Origin of the sequence: Vibrio sp. IB15, assembly GCF_016406055.1 — a bacterium.
In the GTDB taxonomy this organism is placed as follows: domain Bacteria; phylum Pseudomonadota; class Gammaproteobacteria; order Enterobacterales; family Vibrionaceae; genus Vibrio; species Vibrio chagasii.
In genome coordinates this window covers 1-16,690 of sequence record NZ_JAEFCE010000030.1, presented here as the reverse complement: position 1 = coordinate 16,690, position 16,690 = coordinate 1, and the positions used below count along the sequence as shown (strand labels likewise).

At 45.2% G+C, this 16,690-nt stretch carries 13 protein-coding genes; 12 read left to right on the top strand and 1 reads right to left on the bottom strand.

Annotated features, from left to right (window positions below; all coding sequences use genetic code 11):
- Positions 1 to 592 precede the first annotated feature (592 nt).
- The 10 genes from JC606_RS12610 (at position 593) to JC606_RS12565 (ending at position 11,688) form a co-directional block, all read left to right on the top strand.
- Positions 593 to 1,735: a bifunctional tRNA (adenosine(37)-C2)-methyltransferase TrmG/ribosomal RNA large subunit methyltransferase RlmN gene (locus JC606_RS12610; RefSeq protein ID WP_008222760.1), complete on the top strand. Its 1,143-nt coding sequence runs from the start codon at positions 593 to 595 to the stop codon at positions 1,733 to 1,735.
- Between the two features lie 439 nt (positions 1,736 to 2,174).
- Complete coding sequence (rodZ, locus tag JC606_RS12605; protein ID WP_198778684.1) at positions 2,175 to 3,128, top strand: cytoskeleton protein RodZ; 954 nt, start codon at positions 2,175 to 2,177, stop codon at positions 3,126 to 3,128.
- A gap of 7 nt (positions 3,129 to 3,135) precedes the next feature.
- Positions 3,136 to 4,257 carry a flavodoxin-dependent (E)-4-hydroxy-3-methylbut-2-enyl-diphosphate synthase gene (gene ispG, locus JC606_RS12600; protein WP_004740329.1) on the top strand — a complete coding sequence of 374 codons (1,122 nt, stop codon included), beginning with the start codon at positions 3,136 to 3,138 and terminating at the stop codon, positions 4,255 to 4,257.
- 70 nt (positions 4,258 to 4,327) lie between these two features.
- Positions 4,328 to 5,596: a histidine--tRNA ligase gene (hisS, locus tag JC606_RS12595; RefSeq protein ID WP_198778683.1), complete on the top strand. Its 1,269-nt coding sequence runs from the start codon at positions 4,328 to 4,330 to the stop codon at positions 5,594 to 5,596.
- Positions 5,597 to 5,675: 79 nt separating this feature from the next.
- Entirely contained in the window at positions 5,676 to 6,290 is a 615-nt protein-coding gene (locus JC606_RS12590; RefSeq protein ID WP_198778682.1) for a YfgM family protein, read from the top strand.
- A 10-nt stretch (positions 6,291 to 6,300) separates the two neighbouring features.
- Positions 6,301 to 7,461, top strand: coding sequence for an outer membrane protein assembly factor BamB (gene bamB / locus JC606_RS12585; protein WP_198778681.1), 1,161 nt, complete (start codon positions 6,301 to 6,303; stop codon positions 7,459 to 7,461).
- Between the two features lie 158 nt (positions 7,462 to 7,619).
- On the top strand, positions 7,620 to 9,101 hold the full coding sequence (gene der / locus JC606_RS12580; RefSeq protein WP_004740325.1) for a ribosome biogenesis GTPase Der: 1,482 nt from the start codon (positions 7,620 to 7,622) through the stop codon (positions 9,099 to 9,101).
- A gap of 132 nt (positions 9,102 to 9,233) precedes the next feature.
- Entirely contained in the window at positions 9,234 to 10,133 is a 900-nt protein-coding gene (locus JC606_RS12575) for an alanyl-tRNA editing protein (RefSeq protein ID WP_137408162.1), read from the top strand.
- Positions 10,134 to 10,422: 289 nt separating this feature from the next.
- Positions 10,423 to 11,424 (top strand): sensor domain-containing diguanylate cyclase, encoded by a 1,002-nt coding sequence (locus tag JC606_RS12570; protein ID WP_137408163.1) that lies wholly within the window; start codon positions 10,423 to 10,425, stop codon positions 11,422 to 11,424.
- Positions 11,425 to 11,460: 36 nt separating this feature from the next.
- A complete protein-coding gene (locus JC606_RS12565; protein ID WP_137408164.1) occupies positions 11,461 to 11,688 on the top strand; it encodes a zinc ribbon domain-containing protein in 228 nt (75 codons plus the stop codon).
- Between the two features lie 90 nt (positions 11,689 to 11,778).
- Here the strand turns inward: JC606_RS12565 and xseA are convergent, their stop codons facing one another.
- Complete coding sequence (gene xseA / locus JC606_RS12560; protein ID WP_137408165.1) at positions 11,779 to 13,119, bottom strand: exodeoxyribonuclease VII large subunit; 1,341 nt, start codon at positions 13,117 to 13,119, stop codon at positions 11,779 to 11,781.
- Between the two features lie 242 nt (positions 13,120 to 13,361).
- Here xseA and guaB point away from each other — a divergent pair, with 242 nt between their 5' ends.
- Positions 13,362 to 14,825, top strand: coding sequence for an IMP dehydrogenase (gene guaB, locus JC606_RS12555; protein WP_004740320.1), 1,464 nt, complete (start codon positions 13,362 to 13,364; stop codon positions 14,823 to 14,825).
- 202 nt (positions 14,826 to 15,027) lie between these two features.
- A complete protein-coding gene (gene guaA, locus JC606_RS12550; protein WP_128161861.1) occupies positions 15,028 to 16,581 on the top strand; it encodes a glutamine-hydrolyzing GMP synthase in 1,554 nt (517 codons plus the stop codon).
- Positions 16,582 to 16,690: the final 109 nt, after the last annotated feature.

Sequence of the window (16,690 nt, the reverse complement as noted above, 5' to 3'; positions counted from 1 at the left end):
CTTCGTTCCTCAGTTCTGGAATGACGATATTTGAGGGACTAGTGAACTTATGACTATGAATGGAAAGTTACTGAGCAAGTTTTCACGTCATTCCCGATAGCGACTGGGGAGCGCAGTCGGGAATCTCAGTTGTGGTTGGAGATTCCAGATATCTCGTCCCTCGATTCTGGAATGACGAGGTTTGAGGAACTGGTGACCTGACGACTATGAATGAGAAGTTACTGAGTAAGTTTTCACGTCATTCCCGATAGCGACGGAGGAGCGCAGTCGGGAATCTCAGTTGTGGTTGGAGATCCCAGATACCTCGTCCCTCAGTTCTGGAATGACGAGGTTAGAGGAACTGGTGAGCAGACGACTATGAATGGAAAGTTACTGAGTGAGTTTTTACGTCATTCCCGAAAGCGATGAAGGAGTGCAGTCGGGAATCTTGTTCTTATTTCCTGAATTGTAAGTAATGAAAGGTGGTTGTGTAAATTTTAATCACTTAAGTTTGAATGTCTTAGTAAACACAGGGTTTTACAGCCCTTGTTGAACATGCGTAAAGGCTGTACAATTCGCGCCCTTAATTATTGTTCCGTCATTGAGAGGCATCATGACCACAGCTAAAGTCAATCTACTCGATTTTGATCGTAAAGGTCTTCGTAAATTTTTCACAGAAGAATTGAATGAGAAAGCTTTTCGCGCAGATCAAGTGATGAAGTGGATGTATCACTTCGGTGTCGATGACTTCGAAAACATGAACAACATCAACAAAAAGCTGCGTGAAAAACTTCAACGCCGCTGTGAAATTGTTGCACCTGTTGTTTCTGAAGCTCAACACTCTTCAGACGGCACAATTAAATGGGCGATGAGCGTTGGCGACCAAGACGTTGAGACGGTATACATCCCAGACGGTGACCGTGCAACGCTGTGTGTATCTTCACAGGTTGGTTGTGCACTAGAGTGTAAATTCTGCTCGACAGCTCAACAAGGCTTTAACCGCAACTTAAAAGTTTCTGAGATCGTGGGTCAAATCTGGCGTGCTGCTCGTGAAATCGGTCTAGAGAAAGAGACTGGTCGTCGTCCAATTACTAACGTTGTAATGATGGGTATGGGCGAGCCGCTACTAAACATGAAAAACCTAATGCCATCATTAGAGATCATGCTTGATGACCTAGGTTTTGCACTGTCTAAGCGTCGCGTAACAGTATCTACTTCAGGTGTTGTATCTGGCCTTGACCAAATGACAGATAACATCGACGTAGCACTAGCTATTTCTCTACACGCGCCAAACGATGAACTTCGTAGCCAAATCATGCCGATCAACGACCGTTGGGATATCCAAGATTTCCTAGCGTCTGTTCGTCGCTACATTGCCTCTTCAAATGCCAACCGCGGTAAAGTAACGGTAGAGTACGTTCTATTGGATCATGTAAATGATGATATGGACCACGCTCGTGAACTTGCAGAGCTAATGAAAGATACGCCATGTAAGATTAACCTGATTCCATTTAACCCTTACCCAGGTTCACCATACAAGAAGCCAAGCAACTCTCGTATTGACCGCTTCCAAAAAACGCTAATGGAATACGACTACACAGTAACGGTTCGTAAAACGCGTGGTGATGATATTGATGCAGCATGTGGCCAGTTGGTTGGTGATGTTATCGATAGAACTAAGCGTACTAAAATGCTTAAAGCAGCATCAGAAGCTAACTTGGTTGCCGGTGGTGTGATTGAAGTAAAAGCGGTATAAAACGCGATTTGAATCTAAACAAGCCAGAAGTATTACTTCTGGCTTGTTGCGTTTTTGGGACTTCGTTTTCTATTTTTTGGACTTCTTGCCCACGCTTTCTTACATTTTTCGTCAATTTTTGGACAAAACCATGAGCTGACGGTAAATTTTGTTGAAAGTATTTTTGCCTTGTAATGGCATTAGCTTATGATTAACTAATCTTAAATTAATTTAAGTGCTCGCTTGTTACTGATCATCAATATGTCTATTTAGGTTGGCTACTTGATAAACTAGCTTCCTGAGAACGTCACTAATAATAAAATGCATGTCGTTCGTCTTTAAGGGTTGATGAGTTGGGTAACAGGACAAATTCCACATAAGTGGGTTGCTAGAATGAGCTTAAACGACAATAAAAAACGCTCTCGTCGACCTGCGATAATATTTTAGAAGTTCACTCTCTATGAACACAGAACACGACACACAAGCGCAAGAACCAATCGCTCCAGCTCTAGAAGCAGGGACGCTACTGAAAAATCAACGAGAAGCTCTTGGTTTAACACAAAAGCAGATCTCGGATCGCCTAAAACTACGCATCTCTTTAATTCAACAAATTGAAGAAAACCAATTTGAGTCAGACCAAGTCGCAACCTTTATGCGTGGTTACATCCGTTCATACGCGAAATACGTCAATCTTGATGAAAAAGTGGTATTGAACGCGCTTCGCCATTCCGGTGATGCTCAACATGAAGATCAAGAAATGCTGAGCTTTTCTCGCAAGACGAAAACAGAAAAGCACAACAGCCGTATCATGCTGCTCACTTGGGGTATCTTTGCAGTTATCGTCGGTATATCTTCACTGTGGTGGTGGCAGAATCAACAACAAGACACCCTATCTCAATCTCTGGCTAACACTGAAGGCTCAGAAGAGCTTGCGGTGGAAGAGTCGTTGGACCCTGAGTTCGCCTCTTTAGAAGTGATTGAAGCTGAGCAGAACGACGCAGCGGCTTCTGTGATTGAAGATACTGAAGGCCTTGCTGCAATCAGTGATGCGGCAAATACTTCAGCTGCACTTGACGTGACTGATGAACAACCAGCAGTCGACGTAGAACCAGCTGTTGAATTAGAAACAGTTGAAGCAACACCTGCTCCTGAAACAACGCCAACACCGGAAGTAGCAACCAAAGCGCTAACGATGCAGTTTACTGCAGACTGTTGGATTCAAGTTAAAGATGCGACCGGCAAAACCTTGTCAACGGGCATCAAAAAAGCGGGTCAGTCACTAAATCTATCAGGAATTGCGCCATATAAAGTGATTCTAGGTGCGCCAGAAGGCGTATCAATGACATTTGCAAGTGAACCTGTCGACCTTTCTGGGTATACTTCAGGCAAAGTAGCCAGAATAACCTTACCTTAGAGTTAATATGCAACACGAATCTCCTATTATTCGTCGCAAATCAACCCGTATTTATGTGGGTGATGTGCCGATCGGTGATGGTGCACCTATTGCTGTGCAATCCATGACCAACACAAGAACAACAGACGTAGCCGCAACCGTTGCTCAGATCCGAGCTTTGGAAAATGTAGGCGCTGATATCGTTCGCGTATCTGTACCGACTATGGATGCCGCTGAAGCATTTAAGCAAATCAAGCAGCAGGTTTCTGTTCCTTTGGTCGCTGACATTCACTTTGACTACCGTATCGCGCTGAAAGTGGCTGAGTACGGTGTAGACTGTCTGCGTATCAACCCAGGTAACATCGGTAACGAGAGCCGTATTCGCTCAGTTGTTGATTGTGCTCGTGATATGAATATTCCGATTCGTATTGGTGTTAACGGTGGTTCTCTTGAAAAAGAGATCCAAGAGAAATACACAGAGCCAACAGCAGAAGCGCTTGTTGAATCAGCAATGCGTCACGTCGATATCTTAGACCGTCTCAACTTTGACCAATTTAAAGTGAGCGTTAAAGCATCTGACGTATTCCTAGCTGTAGGTTCATACCGTTTACTGGCAAAACAGATTGACCAACCGCTTCACCTTGGTATTACCGAAGCTGGTGGTGCACGTGCTGGTGCGGTTAAGTCTTCTGTTGGCTTAGGTATGCTTCTTTCTGAAGGTATTGGTGACACGCTACGTATCTCGCTAGCGGCGGATCCTGTTGAAGAGATCAAAGTTGGCTTCGATATTCTTAAATCTTTGCGCATTCGCTCGCGTGGTATTAACTTCATCGCGTGTCCAAGCTGTTCTCGTCAAGAGTTCGATGTTATTAACACCGTAAACGCGCTTGAAGAGCGTCTAGAAGACGTGATTACCCCAATGGATGTCTCTATCATCGGTTGTGTGGTGAATGGCCCTGGTGAAGCAGAAGTATCTCATTTAGGTCTAGCGGGTAGTGCTCGTAAGAGTGCCTTCTACGAAGATGGTAAGCGTCAGAAAGAGCGCTTTGACAACAACGACCTTGTTGATCAGCTTGAAGCTAAGATTCGAGCAAAAGCATCAGTGCTTGATAAAGCAAATCGCATTGATGTAGAAAACCTAGAAGATTAATAAAACGCGATGAGGTGTGGTTGTCTATTCGCATCAACACCTGGTCGTGAGAAATTACGGAATAAATATTGTGGCTAAAAATATCCAAGCAATCCGAGGCATGAACGACTGCCTACCGACTCAATCACCACTGTGGCAGAAAGTAGAAAACGCAGTGAAAAACGTGGTGAGTGCACACGGTTACAACGAAGTGCGTATGCCTATCGTTGAAGAAACAAACCTATTTAGCCGCGCAGTGGGTGAAGAGACAGACGTTGTTTCAAAAGAGATGTACACCTTTGATGACCGTAACGGCGATAGCCTAACGCTACGTCCAGAAGGCACAGCTGGTTGTGTACGTTCATGCATCCAAAACAGCCTTATTAACCGTGATGAGCAACGCCTATGGTACATGGGTCCAATGTTCCGTCACGAGCGTCCTCAAAAAGGTCGCTACCGTCAATTCCACCAATGTGGTGTGGAAGTGTTTGGTCTAGACGGTCCAGACGTTGACGCAGAACTTATCATGATGACTGCGCGTCTATGGCGTGAGCTAGGCATCGACAAGCACGTTCGTCTAGAGCTGAACTCAATCGGTTCTACTGAAGATCGCGCAAACTACCGTACAGCACTTGTTGCTTTCCTTGAACAGCACATTGATGTGCTAGACGAAGATTGCAAACGTCGCATGCACACAAACCCACTTCGTGTACTAGATACTAAGAACTCAGACGTTCAAGCTATCTTAGGTGACGCACCTCGACTTTCTGAATACTTAGGTGAAGAGTCGAAGCAACATTTTGCTGGTTTGTGTGAACTTCTTGATGCCGTTGGTATCGAATACCAAGTTAACGAGCGTCTAGTACGTGGTTTGGACTACTACAACCGCACAGTATTTGAGTGGATCACTGAAAGCCTAGGTGCTCAAGGTACCGTATGTGGTGGTGGTCGTTACGACGGTCTTGTTGAGCAACTTGGCGGTAAAGCAACACCAGCTGTTGGTTTCGCGATGGGCCTAGAGCGTTTGGTCCTAATGATGGAAACGCTAGAGCTTACTGAAGTTCGTCGCAGTGTTGATGTTTACATGGTTGCGGCTGGCGAAGGCACTATGATCGCGGGCATGCAATTAGCGAATCAATTACGTGATACCGTTGAAGGTGTACGTGTAATGAGCCACTTCGGTGGTGGTAGCTTCAAGAAGCAATTCAAACGTGCAGACAAAGTAGGTGCTGTAGTTGCTCTGGTACTGGGTGAAAACGAAGTAGCAGACAACACTGTGGTATTGAAAGATCTGGTTGGTGGTGAACAAGAAGTTGTTGCCCAAGCAGACGTTGCTGCAAAAGTAGCTGCGCTAATCTAATTAGCCTTAGAGCAAACGCTCATAACGAATATTAACGTCAGCACTATGCTGGCGTTTAAAGAATTAAAGAGGACAGGAAGTGGAACTTTACGATAGCGAAGAGCAGCAGGTTGAAGCCATTAAAGATTGGTGGAAAGAGAACGGTAAAGCCGTAATCTTCGGTACGGTTATTGGTTTAGGTGGTCTATTCGGTTGGCGCTACTACCAAGATTCAGTAGTTGAGGCGCGTGAAGCTGCTTCAGAAAGCTACACGACAGTGATCTCTGCTTTAGATGCAAAAGGCGTTGATGCTCAATCTGATATTCAAGCTTTTATCGATGCAAATAAAGATGCTGAGTACTCAGTACTTGCAGCGATGCAGCTAGCAAAAGTACAAGTACAAGCGGGTGAATTATCTGCAGCACTTGAACAGCTAGAGTGGGCAAAAGCGGCAACTAAGGATGCGGCACTTTCGCCACTACTGACTTACCGTGTTGCTCGTATCAAAGCTGAACAAGGTGAATTCGATGCTGCGTTGTCTGATCTTGCTGCAGTAACGGACGAATCTTGGAAAGGCCGCGTGGCTGAACTACGTGGTGATATCTCACTTCGTAAAGGCGACACAGACGCAGCATACAGTGCTTACACAGAAGCACAGCAAGCTGTTGATGCGAGCCAAACGCTTCAAATCAAACTTGACGACCTAGCTAAATAAGGCGCTTTGAATGAAGAAGATGTTTCCAAAAGCGGCGTTGTGTGCGATTGCTCTTGGCCTATTAGCTGGCTGTGCGGGTGAAGAAGACACCGTAATCATGGCGCCAGTACCAACGGTAAACAGTGAGTTCACTCCTAAACAGGAATGGTCGACCTCGGTTGGTGATGGTGTTGGTCACTACTTTTCAAAACTGACACCGGAGCTGGCTTACGACAAAGTGTTTGTTGCAAGCCGTGAAGGTCTGGTTAAAGCGCTTGATCCTGAAACAGGTAAAGAGCTGTGGAAAACAGATCTTGAGAAAGATGTGTTGGCTCGTTTGTCTGGTGGCTTAACTGCAGCTTACGGCAAAGTGTTTGTTGGTTCTGAAAACGGTGAAGTAATCGCACTGGATGAATCGACTGGCGAAGAGCTGTGGCGTGTATCGGTAAACGGTGAGGTGCTAGCATCTCCTGTCACTGACAACAATATGGTATTGGTTCATACTAGCCGCGGCATGATGCTCGCGCTAGACCAAGAGACCGGTGAACAGAAGTGGACAATCAGTACTGAAGTTCCAAGCCTGACACTACGTGGCGACAGTGCTCCTGTTGCAGTTTCTGGTGGTGTGTTCTGGGGGACGGCAAATGGTCGTCTAGCAGCAGCTATTGTTGAGCGTGGTCAGTTAATTTGGCAACAACCTGTTGGTACACCAAAGGGCGCGACGGAAATTGATCGCTTGGTTGATGTGGATGCATCGCCAGTAGTACTGGGTGGTACTTTGTACACCGTTGGTATTAACGGTCAGTTGATTGCCATTGATCTACGCTCTGGTAAGCCAGTTTGGAAACGTAACTACTCGTCAGCGATTGATTTAGCAAGTGACGGCAGCCGTTTGTTCCTTGTAACAGATAAGGATCATGTAGTTGCAGTAGATGCTCGTAGCGGTACCGAACTGTGGAGTACTCCATTGCTAGAAAACCGCTTACTGACAGCACCTGCTATCATTAACGGATACGTTGTGGTGGGTGATACAGAAGGTTATCTACACTGGTTAGATCGCTCAACGGGTGAGTTTGTTGCTCAGCAGTTGGTTGATGACAGCGGCTTTGCTGTAGCGCCAATTGAACTGCCTGAAGGCTACTTAGTGACGACTCGCAACGGCGATGTAAAGAAACTGACGATTAGCCAATAAAAGCGTGATATAATTCACAGTCGGCTCCTGGTTGGTAACAGCCAGGAGCCGTTTTGTTGTTAAAAATTAATAAACCATGTGGTTATAGGTAAGAGTTTAAACTTACGAACAAGTGCTTACCTATAACTACATTAAGAGAAGAAATTGTAGAGGTTGTTATGGTACCTGTTGTTGCTCTAGTAGGGCGTCCGAACGTAGGTAAATCTACGTTGTTTAACCGATTGACTCGAACTCGTGATGCATTGGTTGCGGATTTCCCTGGCTTAACGCGTGACCGTAAATATGGCCATGCTCAACTTGGTGAGCATGAGTTTATTGTTATCGACACTGGTGGTATCGACGGTACTGAAGAAGGTGTTGAAACTAAAATGGCAGAGCAGTCATTAGCGGCGATTGACGAAGCTGATGTTGTGCTGTTCATGGTAGATGGCCGTGCTGGTCTAACACCATCTGACGTTGCTATCGCGAAGCACCTTCGCCAACTAGAAAAGCCTTCAATGCTTGTAGTAAACAAGGTTGATGGTATTGACCCTGATGCAGCAAGTGCTGACTTCTGGCAGCTAGGTGTAGAAGACATGTACCAAATCGCTGCAGCGCACGGTCGTGGTGTTACAGCACTGATTGATCTTGCTCTAAACCCATTTGCTGAAGCACTTAAAGCTGAGCAGGGTGAAATTAGCGATCTAACAGAATTTGAAGACGAAGAAGCAGAACAGGTTGATTTCACTGAAGAAGAAGCGGAACAAGAGTTCAAGCGTCTGCAAGATCAGCCAATCAAGCTTGCTATTATTGGTCGTCCAAACGTAGGTAAATCAACGCTAACTAACCGTATCCTAGGTGAAGAGCGTGTGGTTGTTTACGATATGCCTGGTACTACTCGTGATTCTATCTACATCCCAATGAGCCGTGATGAGCGTGAATACGTTCTGATCGATACTGCGGGTGTTCGTCGTCGTAAAAACATCAACGAAACCGTAGAGAAGTTCTCGGTTGTTAAAACGTTGAAAGCGGTTGAAGATGCGAACGTAGTTTTACTTGTGATTGATGCTCGAGAGAACATCTCAGATCAAGACTTGAGCTTACTAGGCTTTGCATTGAACGCTGGTCGTTCAATCGTGATCGCAGTAAACAAGTGGGATGGCCTAGATAACGACGTGAAAGAGCGCGTTAAGAAAGAACTAGACCGTCGTTTAGGTTTCGTTGATTTCGCACGTATTCACTTCATCTCGGCACTTCACGGTACTGGTGTTGGTCACTTGTTTGAATCGGTTCAAGAGGCTTACAAGTCAGCGACAACCCGTGTTGGTACGTCTGTCCTAACTCGTATCATGAAGATGGCGACTGATGATCACCAACCACCTATGGTTCGTGGCCGTCGTGTGAAACTGAAATACGCGCACGCGGGTGGTTATAACCCACCAATTATCGTTATCCACGGTAACCAAGTTCGTGACTTGCCAGATTCATACAAGCGATTCCTGATGAATTACTACCGTCGTTCACTAGAAATCATGGGTACGCCAATTCGCATTCAATTCCAGAACAGCGAAAACCCATTTGAAGCTAAGACGAACAAGCTAACTATCTCTCAAGAGCGTAAACGTAAGCGCATGATGAGCATGGTTAAAGGACGTAAATAGTCCTTTTGAATAGATTTGATACCCGAGCCTGTCTCGGGTATTTTTTTAAGCAAAATTTACGTTATCTGATAACCGCACCTTGCTAGGAATTATCAGCAAGCGACCTAGACTAGATTCCAAAAGAAGAACGACATGACAATGAGCGACTTGATTACACCAGCAGCAATCACACCGACCATCACCCAATTTTGCCACCAGACTTGGCAGCTTGAGGCAAAAGTTCTGTATGTTGAAAGTGATGAGAGCAAAACCTACTTGATCACTGATGTGACTCCTTTTCATCCTGTTAGCCATATTTGGCCAGATCACCCAGCAGATAAAGGCACCATTAACCTTGGTGGCGTGCAATATACCGTTGATGATTGTTTAGTTGGCGCGATAGAACAATCTACTGGCAAACTTTATGTAGCAGCAGATATTCCTGTTAAGCGTGATACAGAGGGTTGGATGTTTGTGGTAGTCCACCAGCTACCTGTATCTGCTTCTACGATAAGTGTTAACGAGCAGGTATCGTTGTCGGTTGATAAAGAGTACCAAGCGAGCCTTAGCCGTGGCCATAGCGCTGGACATGTCGCCTTCTTAGCGTTGAATAAGGTCTTAGCTGATAACTATTGGCGCAAAGATGCAGACCGCAAAGATCCATTGGGCAGCTATGACTTTAATAGCTACGCCCAAGTCACCAGCTTTGTAACGCCTGAACAATGTAAAGACACTTATCGCTTGGGTAAAACCTTGAAGAAGCGCGGCCTTAATGTGGCAGATATGCTAGCGAACCTTGAGGTCATTGAAGCCTATGTTAATGAGCTGATTTCTGTTTGGTTAGCACAACCAACGGCGGTTACGATGAGGTTAGAGGGCGAGGCGTTAACAGACTCTCGTTACTGGGAGTGGCAGCTTGACGCAGATACTCAGGTGACCATTCCTTGTGGTGGTACACACATTGGGAATACCGCAGAATTTGGTGCGCTGTCCGTTAAGTTAACCCAGTCAGATGACCAAAATATTGAAATGCTGACGCATGTAATTCGATGATTTGAGCAATAGATCGAAATGACTTGTGCTGCTTATTCTGTTTTGGGTTGTCACTTTTAATATAATTAACTGTTTAAAATTGAAATGCAGCACATGTAACTTATGCTTTCGGTATGTGGTGATATAAATATTCTTTTTGGGGTAGATCGCTGATCAAAATAGATAAAGCGAAAGATCAACCTATGATCTTCGATTGTGTGTCGTGGTAATTAAGTGTGTTATTATTAACCAATAACAAGCTTGCATAAGAACAGGCTGTACCCGATTAAATAATTGAAAGCTTTAGTGAATGGAACAACAATTTTTATTAGAAGGCCACCGAGCAGTCAATAGGTTGCTTCGGAAGCTTGCCCTTGGGATGGATCGCAAGGACTTAAACAGCAAGATCATAGAGCTCACAGAACAGCTTTTTGGTCAGCGTATGGCTTCAATTTTACTGCTCAACGCTGAGTCCCAGACTTTGCATCTCGAATATGCTCCAAATTTGCCTGATTTCTATAATCAACAGATAGAGGGCGTTGGTATAGGTGTTGGAATTGGTTCGTGTGGTGAGGCTGCTGCGCTTAAAAAAGCAGTGATGGTCTCAGACATCAACACCCACCCTAACTGGGCACCTTTCTTGGCGTTAACAACCCAGGCGAACCTTCATGCGTGCTGGTCTGTACCAATTCTTTCTTCAAACGGGCACGTACTCGGTACTTTCGCTATATACAGCCAATGTATTTCCGAGCCACATGAATTCGAACTTGAGATCTTAGAGTTGCTCGCTTCTCTATATTCAGTAGCATTAGAAAAGTACGAGCTAGAAAACCAGCTTAACTTTTTCGCTAATCGTGATTCTCTTACCCATTGCTTGAATCGTCGTGCCTTGTTCAATGAAGCTGAAAAGGTCTTGGCCAAGCGCAGTTTTGCTCAGAAGGTGATGGCGTGTCTGTTTGTCGATGTCGATAAATTCAAATCAATTAATGACACCTACGGTCACAGCTTTGGTGATGATGTGCTATTGGCGGTTGCTAGAGTGCTTGATGATGCTACGACAGCGTGTGCCAAGATAGGCCGTTATGGTGGTGATGAATTTGTGGTGTTCTCTTGTTTTGATGACAAAGATAGCGTTGTTAGCTTCTACCACGGTTTAGAGAAAACACTACAACAAGCGCTTTATATTAATGATGTGCAGTTCTCAGTGAGTGTTGGTCTTGCTTGTGAAAAAGATCCACAGGGGTTAGATCAGTTGATCGCACAAGCTGATAAGAACATGTACCAAATCAAACAAGCTAAATCCAAGCAGTAGTAGATTGTAAAAAGAGTCGTGAATTAGGAAATACTAATGAGTGAAAATATCTGCCCTAAGTGTCAGTCAGAGCTTGGTTGGGACGGACAATACCACTGTGAAAGTTGTCAGGCACATTTTACTAAAATAGGGTTCTGCCCAGAGTGCAGCAGCCTGTTAGAAAAACTTCAAGCCTGTGGTGCCGCGAGCTATTTTTGTAATGGTGACTGTAACGAGCTTAAGTCTAAGTCGAGAGTAAAGTTCGAGTTCCAACCTGCGGAATAACCTTTTATTGAGTTTTCTTATTAGATACAAAAAAGCCCTGTCGATTATCGATAGGGCTTTCTAGTTTTTAACGTTCGAATTAGTTCTAAACTAGCCCTTAGTTGCTCTTGCCGTCACTTGCGACTCAATCACGCCATCTTCAACTTGAGTGGTGATCACTTCACCGACTTCGACATCGTTAATTGATGACACCGTCTTGCTCGATGCTGAATGAGTAATGCTGTAACCACGCTTTAGGGTTGCCAGTGGACTAACGGTCTCTAATTTCTCGGCAGCCATTGCCAGCTGGTGGCGAGTGGTTAGCAGGGTTTTATCCATCGCATCTAATAGCTTTTGCTCTGAACGCTGCAGATGCAGTTTTTGTTCACCCAAGCGTTTCACTGGCGAGTTCAATTGAAGCTGATGCTGTTTGCGTTCGACACGCTGTGCATGCTGCTTTAGGTATTGAGTCATTCCGCGACGCAGACGCATGTCTAGATCATCCAGCTGCTGGCTCTGTTTTTGCAGTTGGTAGCTAGGGTGCTGTCTTTCTAAGCGGTGTTTCAATGTTTGAGTCGACTGCGCTTGCTTGATTAATATGTGGCGAATCGCGCTGACTAAGCGAGCACGTTTAGAGGCGAAAGCTTGCTCTTTATGACTGTTGTCACGGCTAACCAATTCAGCTGCCGCTGATGGAGTAGGGGCGCGCATATCGGCAACGAAATCGGCAATAGTAACATCCACTTCGTGGCCAACGGCGCTGATGATCGGGATTTGGCTTGCAGCAATAGTGCGAGCAACGATCTCGTTGTTGAAGCACCAAAGGTCCTCTAACGAACCACCACCACGGCCCACGATTAACACATCACACTCATTGCGTTCATTAGCACGTCCAATCGCTTGAGCAATTTGAATCGCCGCTTCTTCGCCTTGCACCATAGTTGGGTATACCACAACCGGTAACGAAGGATCACGACGTTTAAGTACGTCCAAGATATCGTAGAGAGCAGCACCGGTCTTAGAGGTAACAACACCAACGCGCTTTGGGTGCTCAGGAAGAGCTTGTTTACTCGATTGAGCGAAGAGCCCTTCTGCGGCGAGGTTCATCTTTAGCTTTTCAAACTCTTGTTGAAGTTTACCGTCACCTTCTGGCTGCATGCTTTCGATGATCAGTTGATAGTCACCACGCGGCTCATAGAGAGACAGGCGAGCTTTAACTAATACTTGATTGCCGTTTTGAGGTCTAAAGGTGACTCGACGGTTATTGCCACGAAACATGGCGCACTTAACTTGAGCGCGAGAATCTTTAAGGGTGAGGTACCAGTGACCAGAGACAGGTGCAGAGAAGTTTGAGATTTCACCAACGAGCCACACTATTCCCATTTCGTTTTCTAATAGGAGACGAACCTCTGAGTTGAGGCGAGAAACAGTAAAGATGTTTGGATTAGTCATAGAAGCACTATCTTTCCTTGAAGGGAGGTCTTTCTTGGAATCTCACAGGGCGTGAGTATGGAAGATAGCGGCAATATAATACATATCAAGGGGGTAAATGCAAATTAAAAATACAAAAATGTGTAGCCAAGCGATTTCCCCGTGCGTATAATCCCTCCGCAATATCTAATCCAAAGTACTTCATTATGCGAAACGATGAAGTCGGATTTTTCTTTCTACTCCTCAATTGTGAGATATTGCAAATGCTAAGAATTGCCAAAGAAGCGCTGACATTCGATGACGTACTACTCGTGCCAGCTCACTCCACTGTTCTCCCAAACACAGCTGATCTTCGCACTCAGTTGACTAAAAACATTTCACTGAACATCCCTATGATTTCTGCGTCGATGGATACCGTGACGGAAGCTCGTCTGGCTATTGCACTCGCGCAAGAAGGTGGCATTGGCTTTATCCACAAGAACATGTCTATCGAGCAACAAGCTGAAATGGTTCGCCAGGTTAAAATTTACGAAGCAGGTGTGGTTTCTCACCCTGTAACAGTAAGCCCTGACGCAACGATTGCTGACGTTGTTGCCCTGACTGAGAAGCACGGTTTTGCTGGCTTCCCTGTAGTGACTGAAACAAACGAACTGGTTGGTATCATCACTGGCCGTGACGTTCGCTTCGTAACAGACTTGTCTAAGAAAGTTGACGTAGTAATGACGCCTAAATCGCGTCTAGCTTCTGTTAAAGAAGGTGCAACACGTGAAGAAGTGCAAGAGAAAATGCACGAAGCACGCGTTGAGAAAGTACTGGTAGTGAACGATGAGTTCCAACTAACTGGTATGATCACAGCAAAAGATTTCCATAAAGCAGAACGTAAGCCAAACGCATGTAAAGATGAGCGCGGCAGTCTACGTGTAGGTGCCGCTGTTGGCGCTGGCGCTGGTAACGAAGAGCGCGTTGCTGCTCTTGTTGAAGCTGGTGTAGACGTTCTACTTATCGACTCTTCACACGGTCACTCTGAAGGCGTACTTAACCGTATCCGCGAAACTCGCGCTGCATACCCAGATCTACAAATCATCGGTGGTAACGTAGCAACTGGCGCTGGCGCTCGTGCTCTTATCGAAGCAGGTGTAAGTGCAGTTAAAGTTGGTATCGGCCCTGGTTCTATCTGTACAACTCGTATCGTTACTGGTGTTGGTGTTCCTCAAGTAACAGCAATTGCAGACGCAGCGGAAGTTGCAAACGAATACGGTATTCCAGTAATCGCAGATGGCGGTATCCGCTTCTCTGGTGATATCTGTAAAGCTATCGTTGCTGGCGCATCTTGTGTGATGGTTGGTTCAATGTTCGCAGGTACTGAAGAAGCACCAGGTGAGGTTATCCTTTACAACGGTCGTTCTTACAAGTCTTACCGTGGTATGGGTTCTCTTGGCGCTATGTCTCAAGGTTCTTCTGACCGTTACTTCCAATCTGACAACGCTGCAGACAAGCTTGTTCCAGAAGGTATTGAAGGTCGTATCGCATACAAAGGTCGTCTAAAAGAGATCGTTCACCAACAAATGGGTGGTCTACGTTCAAGCATGGGCCTAACAGGTTCTGCGACGATTGAAGACATGCGTACTAAAGCTGAGTTTGTTCGTATCTCTGGTGCGGGCATGAAAGAATCTCACGTACACGATGTTCAAATCACTAAAGAAGCACCTAACTACCGTTTAGGTTAATAATACGTCCAAACGTTTGAATAATGTGCTGATTAAGTCGGCACATTATTTTATCTACTGTCTGTTTTGCTGAAAGCCTGATTTTCTCAAAACACGAGGTTAAAGATATCTAACGAAAACGTTTGCTTTATTTCTTGAAGAGTTAATCAGAGGTGAGTAAACTCGCCTCCGTTTGATCACATAGCCAATAAGACTGCTTAAAATGACTAAAAATATTCATGACCAACGTATTCTAATTCTAGACTTCGGTTCTCAATACACACAGCTAGTTGCTCGTCGTATTCGTGAGATCGGTGTTTACTGTGAACTTTGGAGCTGGGACGTAGACGAAGCGGATATTCGTGAATTCAATCCAGACGGTATCATCCTATCTGGTGGCCCTGAAAGTGTAACGGAAGAGAACTCTCCACGTGCACCTCAGTACGTGTTTGATTCAGGTGTTCCTGTATTTGGTATCTGCTACGGCATGCAAACTATGGCTGAGCAACTTGGCGGTAAAGTAGCAACGTCTACTGAGCGTGAGTTCGGCTACGCAGCGGTACAAGTGACTGGTGAATCAGCACTGTTCGCTGACCTTGAATCTACTCAAGATGTTTGGATGAGCCACGGTGATAAAGTGGTTGAGATCCCATCTGATTTCACAAAGATCGCTGAAACAGACACTTGCCCATACGCAGCAATGGCAAACGAAGAGAAGAAATACTTCGGTGTTCAATTCCACCCAGAAGTAACACACACTAAGAATGGCCTGAAAATGCTTGAGAACTTCGTTCTTAACGTTTGTGGTTGTGAAGGTCTGTGGACTTCAGCTTCAATCATTGAAGATGCAGTTGCACGTATTAAAGAGCAAGTAGGTGACGACGAAGTTATCCTTGGTCTTTCTGGTGGTGTTGATTCATCAGTAGTTGCAATGCTTGCTCACCGCGCTATCGGTGACAAACTAACGTGTGTATTCGTAGATAACGGTCTACTTCGTCTGAACGAAGCTGAGCAAGTTATGGATATGTTCGGCAACAAGTTTGGTCTAAACATCATCAAAGTAGACGCTGAAGATCGTTTCCTAGAAGCACTTAAAGGCGAAGCAGAACCAGAAGCTAAGCGTAAGATCATCGGTCACGTATTCGTAGATATCTTCGATGAAGAGTCTAAGAAACTGACAAATGCTAAGTGGCTTGCTCAGGGTACTATCTACCCAGACGTAATCGAGTCTGCTGCATCTAAGACTGGTAAAGCGCACGTAATCAAATCTCACCACAACGTTGGTGGCCTTCCTGATGATATGGAAATGGGCCTTGTTGAGCCTCTACGTGAGCTGTTTAAAGATGAAGTACGTAAGATCGGTCTAGAACTTGGTCTTCCATACAACATGCTTTACCGCCACCCATTCCCAGGTCCAGGTCTAGGTGTTCGTGTTCTTGGCGAAATCAAGAAAGAGTACTGTGATCTACTGCGTCGCGCAGATGCTATCTTCATTGAAGAGCTTCACGCTGCTGACCTATACCACAAAGTATCTCAAGCGTTCACGGTATTCCTACCAGTTCGCTCTGTTGGTGTTATGGGCGATGGCCGTAAGTACGATTGGGTTGTATCTCTACGTGCTGTAGAAACAATCGACTTCATGACTGCTCACTGGGCACACCTACCATACGACTTCCTAGGTAAGGTTTCTAACCGTATTATCAACGAAGTTGACGGCATTTCACGTGTTGTTTACGACATCTCTGGTAAGCCACCAGCAACAATCGAGTGGGAATAATCTCTTAGAGATTTAACTGCTATTTGATTTAGTTATTAAAAGCCTCGAACTCAGTTTGAACTGACCCCCAATAGTTGGACACCAATTATTGGGGGTCTTTTTATGTCCA